This window comes from Sphaerisporangium rhizosphaerae, from assembly GCF_042665155.1.
Lineage (GTDB): Bacteria > Actinomycetota > Actinomycetes > Streptosporangiales > Streptosporangiaceae > Sphaerisporangium > Sphaerisporangium rhizosphaerae.
In genome coordinates this window covers 39898-53917 of the sequence record NZ_JBHTCG010000008.1, presented here as the reverse complement: position 1 = coordinate 53917, position 14020 = coordinate 39898, and the positions used below count along the sequence as shown (strand labels likewise).

Genomic DNA, 14020 nt, shown 5'->3' with positions numbered 1-14020 from the left:
CCCGATCCACGACGACTCGACGAGGAAAGACAATGGCTTCCGTGAACATGGCCGACGTCAAGCGGCTTCGTGAGCTGACCGCCGCCGGCATGATGGACTGCAAGAAGGCCCTGGAGGAGTCGGAGGGCGACTTCGACAAGGCCGTCGACATCCTGCGCGTCAAGGGCGCCAAGGACGTCGGTAAGCGCGAGGCGCGCACCGCCTCCAACGGCCTGATCGCCGTCAAGCACGAGGGCGAGTCCCTCGCGGCGCTGCTCGAGCTCAACTGCGAGACCGACTTCGTCGCCAAGGGCGACCGCTTCCAGGAGCTGGCCGCCCGGGTCGTCGAGCACATCCTCGCCACGCGGCCGGGCGACGTGCCGAGCCTGCTGGAGTCCGACCTGGACGGCAAGAGCGTCAAGGAGCACCTCGACGAGGCCAACGCGGCGCTCGGCGAGAAGATCGAGATCCGTCGTTTCGTCGTGCTCGACGGCGGCTTCGTCGCCTCCTACATGCACAAGACCGACCCGCAGCTTCCCCCGGCCGTGGGCGTCCTGGTGCAGCTCGACACCCCGAACGCCGAGCTGGCCAAGGACATCGCGCAGCACACCGCCGCGATGGCCCCCAAGTACCTCAGCCCCAACTCCGTCCCGGCAGACGTGATCGAGAAGGAGCGCACGGTCTTCGAGCAGATGACCCGCGAGGAGGGCAAGCCGGAGGCCGCCATCGGCAAGATCGTCGATGGTCGCATCAACGGCTGGTACAAGGACTTCACCCTCCTGGAGCAGGCGTTCGTCAAGGACAACAAGAAGACCATCGGCAAGCTCGCGGCCGAGGCCGGGGTGAAGGTCCTGGGCTTCGCCCGCTACAAGGTCGGTCAGGCATAGGCTTAGCCCCGAGAGGGACCTGACCAGCTCATCATCACCACCGAGGAGGCCGCCGTCGTGCAGGAGAACCATCGATCCGCTACGCCGGCGGCTTCGTCGTACGACGGGCCGCTCCGCTGGAAGCGCGTCATGCTGAAGTTGTCGGGCGAGGCGTTCGCGGGCGCCGAGCCGCTGGGCATCGACCCGGTGGTGGTCGCCAAGCTCGCCGACTCCGTCGCCGAGGCCGTGCGCGAGGGCGTGCAGGTCGCGGTGGTCGTCGGCGGCGGCAACATGTTCCGCGGCGCCGCGCTGTCCGAGCGCGGCATGGACCGCGCCCGCGCCGACTACATGGGCATGCTGGGCACGGTCATCAACTGTCTCGCCCTGCAGGACTTCCTGGAGAAGCGCGGCGTCGAGACGCGCGTGCAGACGGCCATCACGATGCAGCAGGTCGCCGAGCCGTTCCTGCCCCGGCGCGCCATCCGCCACCTCGAGAAGGGGCGGGTGGTCATCTTCGGCGCCGGCCTCGGCTCGCCGTTCTTCTCCACCGACACCTGCGCCGCGCAGCGCGCGCTCGAGGTCGGTGCGGAGGCCGTGCTCAAGGGCACTCAGGTCGACGGGGTCTACGACTCCGACCCGCGCAAGAACCCCGATGCCGTCCGCTTCGACCAGCTCGACTACAGCGAGGTGCTGACGCGGGGCCTTGGAGTCATGGATGCCACCGCGATCAGCCTGTGCATGGACAACGGCCTGCCCATCGTGGTCTTCGACCTGATGGGCGAAGGGAACATCCTGCGGGCTGTCCGCGGTGAGAAGATCGGCACGCTGGTGAGTCCGGCAGGGAAATAGGGAGCCGCTGTGATCGACGAAACCCTCTTCGAAGCCGAGGAGAAGATGGACAAGGCGGTCGCGGTCGCCAAGGAGGACTTCGCGGCGATCCGCACCGGCAGGGTCAGTCCCTCGATGTTCAACAAGATCAATGTCGACTACTACGGGTCGCCGACCCCGGTGCAGCAGCTGGCCTCGTTCCACGTCCCCGAGGCCCGCATGGTCATCATCCAGCCCTACGACAAGGGTTCGATGAGCGCCATCGAGAAGGCGATCCGCGACAGCGACCTCGGGGTCAACCCCGGCAACGACGGCGCGGTGATCCGGGTGGTGTTCCCCGAACTGTCGGAGGAGCGCCGCCGGGAGTACATCAAGGTCGCCAGGAACAAGGCCGAGAGCAGCAAGGTCTCGGTGCGCAACATCCGCCGTCACGCCAAGGAGACCCTCGACAAGATGGTCAAGGACGGCGACACCGGTGAGGACGAGGTGCGGCGGGCCGAGAAGGAGCTCGACGACCTCACCCAGAAGCACGTCGCAAAGATCGACGAGCTGCTGAAGCACAAGGAGTCCGAGCTGCTCGAGGTCTGAGCAGGACGGCGGTTCACAGGTCAGGTTGGGGCGCTTCCACTCCGGTGTTGGCCGTGGGGGAGCGCCCTTGCCTCGTTCGACGCCCATCGCGCCCCCTCCCCGCCTCGCGGCGGCGCCGGCGGGAACGGGCGGCCGAGCGTGGTCGTGCCAGGAGAGTTGGGATCACTGTGGAAGGTACGGCGGCGGACGGTACCGAGCCGGCCGGCGGCCAGGGGCCCGACGAGCGTCCGTCCGCGCCTCCGGGCGCCGCACATCGGAACGCCACCGCCGAGGCCGCGGGCTCCGCGCAGGACCTCGGGCCGCAGGGCCCGCGCCCGGCCGGCGAGCCCGCCGGTGGTTCGCAGGGCGGTGGGCGGCCGAAGGGCATTCGTACCGGGCGTAATCTGCCCGCCGCGATCGGGGTGGGCGTCGTCCTCGGGGCGCTCGTGCTGGTGTCCCTCTACACCGTCAAGGCGCTGTTCCTGCTGGTGGTCCTGGCCGCGGTGGGCATCGGCGTCGTCGAGATGGCCCGCGCGCTCGCCACCCGCGATGCCCAGGTGCCGATGCCGACCGTACTGACCGGCCTGGTCGCCATGCTGGCGGGAGCATATTGGGGCGGCACGATCTGGCTGCTGGGCGCCTTCACGCTGACGGTGCTGGTCCTGCTCGTCCAGCGCATGCTCAAGGGCGCCGAAGGGTACGTCCGCGACGCCTCCGCAGGTGTGCTGACCGCGGTGTACCCGGCGCTGATCGCCGAGTTCGTGCCGCTCATGCTGAGCCATGAGGATGGCGCGGACCGGGTGGTGATCTTCGTCGCCGTCACCGTGTGCAGCGACATCGGCGGCTACTTCGCGGGCATCCTGTTCGGCAAGCACAAGATGTCTATCATCAGCCCGAAGAAGACCTGGGAGGGTTTCGCCGGGTCCGTGCTCGCATGCGTGCTGTGCGGGGCGCTGCTGGTGCGCTTCCTCCTGGAGGGCCAGTTCTGGCAGGGCGCCGTTGTGGGGGCGGTGGTCGCCGTGTGCGCCACGCTGGGCGACCTCGTCGAGTCGGTGATCAAGCGCGATCTCGGCATCAAGGACATGGGGAACGTGCTGCCGGGCCACGGCGGGCTGATGGACCGCCTGGACTCGCTGCTCGCCACGCTGTTCCCCGTCTGGCTGCTCCTGGCGATCTTCATCCCCTCCTGACGGCCGCTGTCAGGGGACGCGTGCGGACAGCGGCAGCGCCTGGTGGCCGTGCTCGGCCACGGCGTGCAGCTCCTGTTCGGTGACCGGGGCGAGCCAGAGCCACCGCACCTCGTCGCCGCTGAAGGCGAACCCCGACAGATCCGGCAGCCCGGGCACGGCGTCGATCAGCACCACCCCCTGGTAGGCGGGTCCGAGCGGGAACGACGCGGCCTCGCGGTACCAGCGCGCCGTGTGGCCGTGCCCGAGCCAGGTGACCGAGTGCCACGGGTAGCGCGCCAGCCACAGCAACAGCTGCGCCGCCTCGGTCGCCTCGCTCCGCGTGGCGACGGCGAGTTCGATGCGCGCGTGGGTGTCCGGCCGGTCGTACTGCTCGACGGTGGGCATGCGCTGGCAGCTCATCCCCACGGTGGACAGCACGGTGTATCCGTCCTGCGGGCGCTCGGTGATGCCCACGGCCGGCAGCCGGTCGCCGCCGACGTCCCAATATCGCGCGGCCGGGCCGACGCGGGCGTCCAGGTGGCTCATCACGAACTGCTGGAACGACGGCCAGGCGGCGTCGCCGTGCCGCCATTCCCAGTACGAGCGGGCTTTGGCGATGCGCGGGGCCAGCCCTTCGAGGGCCTCGGCCAGCGGCCAGGCGAACGGCGACTCGCTGACGACGTCTCTGGCGTAGCCGGGCATGCCGCGTTCGAGGTCGGCCCACCCGGGAATGACGGCCAGCAGGTCGCCGTTGCGGTACAGGGCGGCGCCGTCGCCCTCCTCGAACCACAGCACTTCGAGCTCCTCCGCCGTGAACGGCGGGGTGCCTTCGGGGACGCGGGTGGTGCCGAGCGGCATGACGGGGGTCTGTCCGGACTCGATGCGCACCAGATCGACCGAGGAGGGTGCGGGGCCATGGTTGGCGAGCCACACGGCTCCGTGGATCCCGCCTTCGGCGTCGCGCAGGTAAGCTACCGAGGACAGCCCGTCGTGTTCGACGGTCACCACGCGGCTACCGTAGGGGCTGGTGTCGGTGAGGACGACATCGGTGGTGCCCAACGCATATCCGCCTTTCCGGTGAACGTCTCCCCGTTCGGCCGACGATCGCAATAGATCACACGGAATGGCTGTCCGCTGCAGCTTCCGGCAAACCGTTAAGAGAAGGACATGTCCGCCGAGCTAACCTTTGTCGCCCCCCGACGGGCGAAGCCGTCACGCCACCTGGCCGACCTGTCCATGGCGGAGCGCCGCACGGCCGTCGCCGAGCTGGGCGAGAAGCCTTTCCGTGCCGACCAGTTGTCCCGGCACTACTTCGAGCGGCTGACCACCGACCCCGAGCACATGACCGACCTGCCGGCGTCGTCGCGCGACCAGCTCGTGACGCGTCTGATGCCGAATCTGCTGACCTCGGTGCGCGAGATCACCTGTGATGAGGGCATGACGCGCAAGACGCTGTGGCGGCTGTTCGACGGGGCGCTGGTCGAGTCGGTGCTGATGCGCTACCCCGACCGCGTGACGATGTGTGTGTCGTCCCAGGCCGGGTGCGGCATGAACTGCCCGTTCTGCGCCACCGGGCAGGCCGGCCTGACCCGCAACATGTCCACGGCCGAGATCGTCGAGCAGGTCGTGTCCGGTGCCCGTGCCCTGGCCAGGGACGAGGTGCCCGGCGGGCCCGGGCGGGTGAGCAACATCGTCTTCATGGGCATGGGCGAGCCGCTGGCCAACTACAAGGCCGTGATCGGCGCCGTGCGCCGCATCGTCGATCCCGCTCCCGAGGGCCTCGGCATCTCCGCCCGTGGCGTGACCGTCTCGACGGTCGGGCTGGTGCCCGCCATCGACAAGCTCGCGAACGAGAGGCTGCCGGTGACGCTGGCGGTCTCCCTGCACGCCCCCGACGACGAGCTGCGCGACACGCTGGTGCCGGTCAACACCCGCTGGAAGGTCGGCGAGGTGCTGGACGCCGCCTGGAAGTACGCCGCCACCACCAAGCGGCGCGTCTCCATCGAGTACGCCCTGATCAAGGACATCAACGACCAGGAGTGGCGGGCCGACCTGCTCGGCCGCCTGCTCAAGGGCAAGCTGGTGCACGTCAACCTGATCCCGCTCAACCCGACCCCCGGCTCCAAGTGGACGGCCTCCCGCCCGGAGGACGAGCGGGCCTTCGTCCGCCGCCTGGAGTCGCACGGCGTGGCGGTCACCGTCCGTGACACCCGCGGCCGCGAGATCGACGGCGCCTGCGGCCAGCTCGCGGCCGCGCCGGAGGCCTGAGGTCACATATACCTGATCGTGTTCGCCAGCAGCGCGAGCAGGAGCAGGGTGCCGGCGCCGATGACGACCATGCGCCAGAACGCCGCCCACGCGGCCGACTTGGCGCCGGAGATCTTGCCGGCGGCGTCGGCGGCGGCCTTCGCCGCCTTGCCCCAGCCCGCCCAGGTATCGAGGGCGCGCTGGAAGTTGCGGCCGACGATGAACAGGATCGTCGCGATCACGATGATGATCAGAATGCGGCCGTCCGAACTTTCCATGGCGTACTCCCGCGGGGACGATTCCTGGCCCAGGCATGCCGAATTTATGGCAAACGCCTTGGCCGTGTGGGCGAAAACCGGCGAGGACATCGGCCCAGGTCCGCTCGGCGAAGTAGCCATATACTGAAATATGCTCTTCATTCAGGTGAAGGCTTGCTTATCGGTTGATCTACGGATAATTGCCGTCATATCCGCCATATTCTGGCCGTCAGGTGAAGAGCCGAGAACTCATCGCCCTGTCCGCCGGACGGCGCGGCGGGAGTGGTAAGACTGGTGCCGACCGTGAGACGCGATGGGCGGGAGCGCGCGGCTGTGCAGGATGACGGGAAGACGGCCGGGAGGGCCGTGGACATCTACACCGACGGCGCGTGCAGCGGCAATCCGGGGCCCGGCGGCTGGGGGGCGGTGCTGCGCTACGGCCGCACCGAGAAGGAGATCTTCGGCGGCGAGGCCGGCACCACCAACAACCGCATGGAGCTGATGGCCGCCATCATGGCCCTGGAGAGCCTCACCCGGCCGGTCGCCGTGCGCCTGCACACCGACAGCACCTACGTGCGCAACGGCATCACCCAGTGGCTGCGGAGCTGGAAGCGCAACGGCTGGCGGACGGCCGGCAGGCAGCCGGTCAAGAACGTGGACCTGTGGCAGCGGCTCGACGCGGCCGCCGCCCGGCACACCGTCGAGTGGCTCTGGGTGAAGGGCCACTCCGGTCACCCCGAGAACGACCGCGCCGACGCGCTGGCCCGCCGCGGCGCCGAGCAGGCCCGCGCCCATCAGGGCGCCCCGCACCCCGCCTGACGGGTCCCCGCGCGGGAGGGGGCGTGAGAAAACATCCTTAATGCGGCTTTTTGCGTAGTTCGCTGGACGACTCGCTGGGAACCTCGGAGCAACTCACACCGATCGTCCGAGGAGGCCGACATGCGCGCCCTGATCCCCGCCGGCCCCCGCCAGTTCGCCGCGGCCTTCGTCGAAGGGCTGCGGGTCATCGCCCGCCACACCCGCGCCTCGCGCCGAACCGGCCGAGACCGGAGGGCGCGAGGGGTTGAGGCGTCACGGGGCACGGAATGATGGCAGCGAGTCAACCGGACGGCCGACGGGAGCCACGCATGCGCATCGGTGTTGTCTTTCCCCAGACCGAGATCGGCTCGGACGCCGGCGCGGTGCGGGCGTACGGGCAGGCGGTCCAGGAGCTCGGCTACCGGCACGTGATGGCCTACGACCACGTCGTCGGCGCCGACCCCGAGGTGCACCGCGACTGGCGCGGCGTGTACGACGTGCACACCACCTTCCACGAGCCGATGGTGCTGTTCGGGTTCCTCGCCGCGCTGACCTCGCTGGAGCTGGTCACCTCCATCATCATCCTGCCGCAACGGCAGACGGCCCTGGTGGCCAAGCAGGCGGCCGAGGTCGACCTGCTCACCTCCGGCCATTTCCGGCTGGGCGTTGGCCTGGGGTGGAACGCGGTCGAGTACGAGGCCCTCGGACAGGACTTCGCCGTCCGCGGCAGGCGCGTCGAGGAGCAGGTGGGCCTGCTGCGCCGGTTGTGGACCGAGCGCACCGTCACCTTCCACGGCGAGTACGACCGGATCACCGGGGCGGGTCTCGCGCCCCTGCCGGTGCAGCGGCCGATCCCCCTGTGGTTCGGCGCGCAGTCGCTCCCGGCCTATCGGCGCGCCGGACGGCTGGCGGACGGCTGGTTCCCGCAGATGGGTCCCGGACCGAGGCTGGTGGAGGCCAAGGCGGTGGTCGACGAGGCCGCGCTGCGGGCGGGGCGCGATCCCTCCACTCTGGGCATGGAGGGACGGGTGAGCTGGCAGGGCGACCCGGAGGAGGTGGCCGGCCTGGCCCGCCAGTGGCGGGAGGCCGGCGCCACGCACATCGCCGTCAACACCATGAACGCGGGCCTGGCCGGGGTGGAAGGACACCTCGCGGCGCTGGAGACCGTCGCCGCGACGCTCGGACTGCGCGAGGTCAGGCCCGGCAGATGATCTCGCCGTGGACGACGGTGAACCAGGCGTCCTGGTGGGTTCCCCACTCCTGCCAGGCCTCGCTGATGCGTTGAAGGTCGCTCCGCGTGGCGCCGTAGGCCAGGGCGTGGTCGGCGAAGGCGGAGGCGACGACCCGTTCGGCCCACAGGCCGCTCCACCAGGCGCGGTCCGCCGGGGCGGCGAAGCACCAGACCGACGCGGTGGCGGTGACGTCGGTGAAGCCGGCCTGGCGTGCCCACGAGAGCAGCCGCCGGCCGGCGTCGGGCTGTCCGCCGTTGGCCGCCGCGACGTGCCGGTACAGCTCGCGCCACTCGTTGAGCACCGGCGACTCCGGATACCAGGTGAAGGTCGCGTAGTCGGAGTCGCGGGCCGCGACCACCCCGCCGGGGCGGCAGGCCCGGCGCATGGCGGCCAGAGCGCCGACGGGGTCGGCGACGTGCTGCAGCACCTGATGGGCGTGCACCACGTCGAACGAGCCGTCGGGATGGTCCAGGTCGTACAGGTCGCCGGTCTGGAAGGTGAGGTTCGTCAGGCCGGAGGATGCGGCCGCGTCCCTGGCCTGGGCGACGATGCTCTCGCTGGTGTCCATCCCGACGACGCGGCCGGGGGCGACCAGGTGGGCGAGGTCGGCGGTGATGGTGCCCGGACCGCAGCCGACGTCCAGCAACGACATCCCGGGTTGCAGGTGCGGCAGCAGGTAGGCGGCGGAGTTGGCCGCCGTCCGCCAGGTGTGGGAGCGGAGCACCGACTCGTGGTGCCCGTGGGTGTAGACGGCGCGTGGTGCCGGCATGTCGATCAGTCTCCTCGGTGGCGTGATACCCGGAGACTATGCGGTCATCCACATCGTGAACATATTCGTCTTGCATCGTGAGACCAGATGGCATCGCCGCCGACGGTGAAGCAGGTGGCGGCAGGCGTGCGCACGGGTACGCCGGGCATGCCGGTCAGGCCGCTCGCCACGGTGACGTGGGCGGTGCGGGCGTGAGGGCCTGGTGGCTAGGGCCGGGTGCGGCGCAGGCGGATGTAGGCGGCCAGGGCCAGCGCGCACCAGAGGGCGGTGATGACGGCCAGCCCCGGCAGATGCCCGCCCAGGAAACCGGGCCGTCCGGCGGCGCGCATCCAGCCGATGATCGGGACGGTCAGCCAGGCGATCGGGGCGAGGCTGACCAGCAGCATCGCCACGTACCCGCCGAGCAGGGCCAGGGCCGAGACCGCCGGGTCGGGCAGGATCGGGCGGCTGGTCAGCGCGCCGAGGGCGGTGCCGGTGACCAGCGACAGCACGTGCAGCGCGAGCCCGCCGAGCAGCACGACGGCGCCGGGTGTCGCGGTGAAGCCGATGGCCAGCGGGACGGCCAGGGCGAGCGCGGCCAGCACGGCGTTCACGGCCGCCGAGGCGGCCAGGCCGCCCGCCACCTCGCGTCCGGGGCGCCCGGCGGCGGTGGCGGAGATCAGTCGTTGCACGTCCGGCTCGGCGTCGAGCAGCCCGCGCGCCGCCCAGGCGAAGACGGGGACCAGCAGCGCCGCCGAGTCGGCGTAGGAGGACAGCTCCGTCCCGGGCGCCACCCGCACGGAGTACAGCACGATCATGATGGCCAGCAGCCCGGCGAACGGATGGAGGACGCGGTGTGACCGCACGTAAGTGGCGATCTTGAACTGGGTGAGGGAGACCGTGGCTCTCATCGCGCCTCGCTTCCGGCGTGCGGCAGGGGGCGGACCACGGCCGGGTAGCCGTCGGCCCGCAGCTTGCGGACGACCGCCTCGGCCTCGCCCGCCTCCACCGCGATCTCGATGACGACGGCCGCGGCACCCATGGCCCCGGACGGGACGCCGGCAGGCGCGACCGGCGGGGACGGGGCGCCGGCAGGCGTCACAGATGGCGACGGTGACAGTGTGGCAGGCGGGGACGGCGCGTCCGCCGTTGCGGCCGGCGTGGGGAAGGCGTCGGCGGGGGCGACACGTGGGGACGGTGTGCTGGTGGACGCGGTCGGCGGGGACAGGGCGCCGGCGGCGGTGGAGAGGGTGTCGGACGGGGCGTCGTGGCCGAGGGGGCGGATCGTCCGGTCGCCCACGTGCAGGCGCAGGACGCCCCGGTGCCCGGCCAGGCCGTTCTGGTGGTCGCTGACCACCACGATGCCGCCCGTCGCCACGACCTCCTCCACGATGGCCGGCAGCTCGGCGCGGGCCTGCGCGTCCAGTCCGGAGAACGGCTCGTCGAGGATGAGCAGGCCCGGCGGGGCCAGCAACGCCTGCGCCAGGCCCACCTTGTGGGCGCTCCCCTTGGACAGGTCGCCGAGGGGCACTTCCAGCAGCGCCGCCATGCCCAGGCGCTCCACCCAGGGGTCGATCGCCGCCGGGGTGAGGCCGCGGACGCCGGCCATGCGGGCCAGGTAGGCGGCCACCGTGAACGGCTGCTCGACCGGGAAGATCTCCGGCGCGTACCCGACGACCGGCGGGCGGCCGGTGACGTGGCCCCGCGTCGGGGGCGTGGTGCCCGCGAGCAGTCTCAGCAGTGTGGACTTGCCGGCGCCGTTGCGCCCCGTGACCTCGGCGATCGTGCCGGGCGGGAGGTCCAGGCCGACCTCGTGGAGGACCCAGGGGGCGCGACGGGCGTAGCGGAAGGAGAGGTTCGCGAGCCGCATAGGTCGGCAAGCCTACCGGTCGGCGGCTAACTTCCTGGATTTCCCCATGTCATACGTTCAGAATGGTAAAGGAGGGAAATAATGGCCGGGGTGTGAACCTGGAGGATGTGGCGTGAACCGCTTTCCCCGCGTGCTCGGCGTGCGGACCGGCTATGACCCTGACCAGGTCGACGCGCTTATTCAGCGCATTGAGGCGACCCTCGGCCGCGGTGTCCTGGACGGCCCGCCGATCACCGCCGAGGAGATCCGCTCGGCTCGCTTCAACGCCAAATTGGGGGGATACAACGAGACGGCCGTCGATTACGCGCTCGACGCCTTCGTGATCGCGGTGGAGATCCGCGGCGATACGGCCGCGACGGGGGCTCCCGGCTCCGCGCCTTCACCGTCCGCCGCCGCTCCCGTGGCCGCGTCGCCCGCCGCCGCCGCGGAGTCCGCCTGGCCCAAGCCGGTCGCCGCCGCGGAGTCCGCCTGGCCCAGGCCGGCGGCCCCTTCGGAGTTCGCCCGGCCCAAGCCGGCCGCCCCGTCCGACCCTGCCTGGCCGAAGCCGCCCGGTCCGCCGGAGTCCGCCCGGCCGAGGCCCGCGTTCGAGCCGTTCCGTCCCGCTCCGGCGTCCGGCACGCCGAGGCCGGCCTCCCTGTTCGAGCCGGCCGACCCGCTGTCCGCGCCGGCCTTCTCCGCCCCGCAGGCCGCCCCGGTGCCCGAGCCCTCCGTGGCCGCCCCGATGCCCGGGCCGTCCGTGGCCGTGCCGCCGTCAGGGGCGCGGGAAGGCCAGACGGGCGCGGAGGGCGCCACAAGCAGGGTGGGCGTCAAAGGCGCGAAGGGTTCCAGTGGTTCGGAGGAAGACGACGACGCGCCGACGCTGCCGGGAATGCCCAAGGTGACGGCACGCGGCCCGGCCGCGCCGGAGGCGGGGGAGGCGTCCTCCGAGCGGTCCGGGACGGGCCGGCCGGCCGCGGCCTGGCTGGAGGAGCAGGCGGCGCGGGTCGAGCGCGTGCTGTTCCGGCCCGCCCGGCTCGGGGCCGGCTACAACGAGGACGAGGTGGACGTCTTCCTCGACCACGTGGTCGCGACCCTGCGTGGCACCGGTGACCACCCGTTGACGGCCGAGCAGGTGAGGAAGGCGACCTTCTCCACCGTCGTGTTCAAGACCGGTTACGCCGTGACCCAGGTGGACGCGTTCCTCGCCGAGATCGCCGGCGTCCTGGACCGCCGCGAGGCCCTGGTCGGGGAGCAGGGCCAGCCCGTGTGACGCCGTGCGGCGGTGGCGGGCCCCGTGCCGGTCAGCGGGTGCCCCAGGAGTAGGTTTGCTTGCGCAGCTTGAGGTAGACGAAGGTCTCGGTGGCGCGCACGGTGGGGATGGCCCTGATCTTGCCGAGGATCTCCAGCAGGTGGCTGTCGCCCTCGCAGACGACTTCGACCATGATGTCCAGCGATCCGGCCGTGAGGACGACGTAGTCGATCTCGTCGATGGACGACAGCTTGTCGGCGACCGTCTCCAGGTCGCCCTCGCACTTGATGCCGATCATGGCCTGGCGCGGGAAGCCGAGGGTGAGGGGGTCGGTGACGGCCACGATCTGCATGACGCCGGCGTCCAGGAGGCGTTGCACCCGCTGGCGCACGGCGGCCTCCGAGAGCCCGACGGCCTTGCCGATGGCGGCGTAGGGCTTGCGCCCGTCGGTCTGCAACTGCTCGATGATCTGCTTGGAGATCTCGTCCAGCACCACCGGACCCGGCTTGGCGTCGTGGTTGTTGTCCCGTCGCGCCTTCGGCGGCGTCGTCATCTCCGCGTCCTTCCTCAGCACCCGAGACCGCTACAGCGCGGCGATTACGGAGTTGTTCCCGCCATGTTGCGGTCCTGGTGCGACATGTTGTCAGCTCGTCGTGCCCTGTCAAGCGAATTCGTAGCAATTTGATATATTCGCGACGAAATCCCTTGTCGTAGCCCCTGGCCTCTGTCAGAGTCGCGACAACTCAGCCACCTCCAGAGGAGGTCAACGTTGACCAGCCGTCTGCAGAACTTCATCAATGGTGAGCTCGCGGACGCCAAGAGCGGCCAGTTCTCCGACGTGATCGACCCGAGCACGGGGGAGGTCTACCTCCAGGCGCCGGTCTCCGGGCAGGAGGACGTGGACGCGGCCTACGCCGCGGCGCTCGCTGCGTTCGAGTCGTGGGGCCAGAGCACCCCCGGGGAGCGCGCCGGCCACCTGCTGAAGATCGCCGACGCCATCGAGGCGCGGGCCGACGAGCTCGTCGAGGCCGAGTGCCGCAACACGGGCAAGCCGCGTGTGCGCATGGCCGAGGACGAGATCCCGCCGGCGGCCGACCACTTCCGCTTCTTTGCGGGCGCCGCGCGCACGCTGGAGGGCCCGACCTCCGGGGAGTTCCTCGCCGACCACACCTCGGTGATCCGCCACGAGCCGATCGGCGTGGTGGGCCAGGTGACCCCGTGGAACTACCCGATGATGATGGCGGTCTGGAAGATCGCCCCGGCCCTCGCGGCCGGCAACACGGTCGTGCTCAAGCCCTCCGACACCACCCCGGTGTCCACGGTGAAGCTGGCCGAGATCATCGGCGAGATCCTCCCGCCCGGCGTCTTCAACGTCGTCGTCGGCGACCGTGAGACCGGCGCGAGGGTGGTGGGCCACCCGTCGGCGTCGATGGTGGCGATCACCGGCTCGGTGGGCGCGGGCGTCCAGGTCGCCAAGTCGGCGGCCGACGACCTCAAGCGGGTGCACCTGGAGCTGGGCGGCAAGGCGCCGGTCGTCGTGTTCGAGGACGTCAGGGACATCCCCGCGGTGGCCGAGGCGATCGCGGGCGCCGGCCTGTACAACGCGGGCCAGGACTGCACCGCGGCCTGCCGGGTGCTGGTCCACGAGAGCATCCACGAGCCGTTCCTCGCCGCGCTGGCCGAGGCGGCGGCGGCCACCAGGACCGGCGGCCTGGAGGTCGAGGACGCCTTCTACGGCCCGCTCAACAACGCCGGCCAACTGGCCAGGGTCGAGGGCTTCCTTGAGCGCGTGCCCGGTCACGCCAAGGTCGTCACCGGCGGGCGGCGCGTGGGCGACAAGGGGTACTTCTTCGAGCCGACGGTGGTCGACGGGCTCCAGCAGGACGACGAGATGATCCAGACCGAGGTGTTCGGGCCGGTCATCACGGTGCAGACCTTCTCCGACGAGGCCGAGGCGCTCACCAAGGCCAACGACGTGAAGTACGGCCTGTCGGCGTCGGTGTGGACCTCCGACCACGGCCGGGCCATGCGGATGTCGCGGCGGCTGGACTTCGGCGTGGTGTGGGTGAACACCCACATCCCGTTCGTCTCGGAGATGCCGCACGGCGGGTTCAAGCACTCGGGCTACGGCAAGGACCTGTCGGTCTTCGGCCTGCACGACTACACCCGGGTCAAGCACGTCATGCACTACATCGGTGAGTGATCACCGAGCACCACACGCACTACATCGG

The 14020-nt window shown here is 70.9% G+C and carries 15 protein-coding genes; 9 read left to right on the top strand and 6 right to left on the bottom strand.

Translation table 11 applies throughout. The features are described from left to right. The first annotated feature begins 32 nt into the window (after window positions 1–32). From tsf to ACFQSB_RS14060, 4 genes are all read left to right on the top strand, one after another. A complete protein-coding gene (tsf, locus tag ACFQSB_RS14075; RefSeq protein ID WP_354842234.1) occupies window positions 33–866 on the top strand; it encodes a translation elongation factor Ts in 834 nt (277 codons plus the stop codon). A 129-nt stretch (window positions 867–995) separates the two neighbouring features. After that, a complete protein-coding gene (pyrH, locus tag ACFQSB_RS14070; protein ID WP_248960581.1) occupies window positions 996–1694 on the top strand; it encodes a UMP kinase in 699 nt (232 codons plus the stop codon). A gap of 9 nt (window positions 1695–1703) precedes the next feature. Then, window positions 1704–2261: a ribosome recycling factor gene (frr, locus tag ACFQSB_RS14065; protein ID WP_354842238.1), complete on the top strand. Its 558-nt coding sequence runs from the start codon at window positions 1704–1706 to the stop codon at window positions 2259–2261. A 167-nt stretch (window positions 2262–2428) separates the two neighbouring features. Further along, a complete protein-coding gene (locus ACFQSB_RS14060) occupies window positions 2429–3430 on the top strand; it encodes a phosphatidate cytidylyltransferase (RefSeq protein WP_380826815.1) in 1002 nt (333 codons plus the stop codon). A 9-nt stretch (window positions 3431–3439) separates the two neighbouring features. Here ACFQSB_RS14060 and ACFQSB_RS14055 read toward each other — a convergent pair whose 3' ends face one another. Then, entirely contained in the window at window positions 3440–4468 is a 1029-nt protein-coding gene (locus ACFQSB_RS14055) for a suppressor of fused domain protein (RefSeq protein WP_354928834.1), read from the bottom strand. A gap of 108 nt (window positions 4469–4576) precedes the next feature. Here ACFQSB_RS14055 and rlmN point away from each other — a divergent pair, with 108 nt between their 5' ends. Further along, on the top strand, window positions 4577–5677 hold the full coding sequence (gene rlmN, locus ACFQSB_RS14050; RefSeq protein ID WP_380826813.1) for a dual-specificity RNA methyltransferase RlmN: 1101 nt from the start codon (window positions 4577–4579) through the stop codon (window positions 5675–5677). Window positions 5678–5679: 2 nt separating this feature from the next. On the opposite strand, the gene ACFQSB_RS14045 is transcribed toward rlmN, so the two are convergent. Further along, the gene (locus ACFQSB_RS14045; RefSeq protein ID WP_380826812.1) at window positions 5680–5934 is read right to left on the bottom strand and encodes a hypothetical protein; all 255 of its coding nucleotides are present in this window, start codon (window positions 5932–5934) and stop codon (window positions 5680–5682) included. Window positions 5935–6246: 312 nt separating this feature from the next. Between ACFQSB_RS14045 and rnhA the strand changes: the two genes are divergently transcribed. Together rnhA and ACFQSB_RS14035 are read left to right on the top strand one after the other, a co-directional pair. Beyond that, window positions 6247–6732, top strand: a complete 486-nt coding sequence (gene rnhA / locus ACFQSB_RS14040; RefSeq protein WP_380826810.1) for a ribonuclease HI — start codon at window positions 6247–6249, stop codon at window positions 6730–6732. A 308-nt stretch (window positions 6733–7040) separates the two neighbouring features. Beyond that, a complete protein-coding gene (locus ACFQSB_RS14035; protein ID WP_380826809.1) occupies window positions 7041–7922 on the top strand; it encodes an LLM class F420-dependent oxidoreductase in 882 nt (293 codons plus the stop codon). Here the strand turns inward: ACFQSB_RS14035 and ACFQSB_RS14030 are convergent. From ACFQSB_RS14030 to ACFQSB_RS14020, 3 genes are all read right to left on the bottom strand, one after another. Next, on the bottom strand, window positions 7906–8712 hold the full coding sequence (locus ACFQSB_RS14030; RefSeq protein WP_380826808.1) for a methyltransferase domain-containing protein: 807 nt from the start codon (window positions 8710–8712) through the stop codon (window positions 7906–7908). The two genes, ACFQSB_RS14035 and ACFQSB_RS14030, sit on opposite strands and share 17 nt — an antisense overlap. A gap of 206 nt (window positions 8713–8918) precedes the next feature. Further along, window positions 8919–9602, bottom strand: coding sequence for a hypothetical protein (locus tag ACFQSB_RS14025; protein ID WP_380826807.1), 684 nt, complete (start codon window positions 9600–9602; stop codon window positions 8919–8921). Further along, window positions 9599–10561 carry an ABC transporter ATP-binding protein gene (locus ACFQSB_RS14020; RefSeq protein WP_380826805.1) on the bottom strand — a complete coding sequence of 321 codons (963 nt, stop codon included), beginning with the start codon at window positions 10559–10561 and terminating at the stop codon, window positions 9599–9601. Before ACFQSB_RS14020 ends, ACFQSB_RS14025 begins: the two co-directional genes overlap by 4 nt. A gap of 112 nt (window positions 10562–10673) precedes the next feature. On the opposite strand from ACFQSB_RS14020, the gene ACFQSB_RS14015 reads away from it, so the two are divergent. Further along, window positions 10674–11810 (top strand): DivIVA domain-containing protein, encoded by a 1137-nt coding sequence (locus tag ACFQSB_RS14015; RefSeq protein ID WP_380826804.1) that lies wholly within the window; start codon window positions 10674–10676, stop codon window positions 11808–11810. Window positions 11811–11841: 31 nt separating this feature from the next. Here ACFQSB_RS14015 and ACFQSB_RS14010 read toward each other — a convergent pair whose 3' ends face one another. Beyond that, window positions 11842–12342 carry an Lrp/AsnC family transcriptional regulator gene (locus ACFQSB_RS14010; protein ID WP_354928852.1) on the bottom strand — a complete coding sequence of 167 codons (501 nt, stop codon included), beginning with the start codon at window positions 12340–12342 and terminating at the stop codon, window positions 11842–11844. A 216-nt stretch (window positions 12343–12558) separates the two neighbouring features. Here ACFQSB_RS14010 and ACFQSB_RS14005 point away from each other — a divergent pair, with 216 nt between their 5' ends. Then, complete coding sequence (locus ACFQSB_RS14005; RefSeq protein WP_354842277.1) at window positions 12559–13992, top strand: gamma-aminobutyraldehyde dehydrogenase; 1434 nt, start codon at window positions 12559–12561, stop codon at window positions 13990–13992. The last annotated feature ends 28 nt before the right edge of the window (window positions 13993–14020 follow it).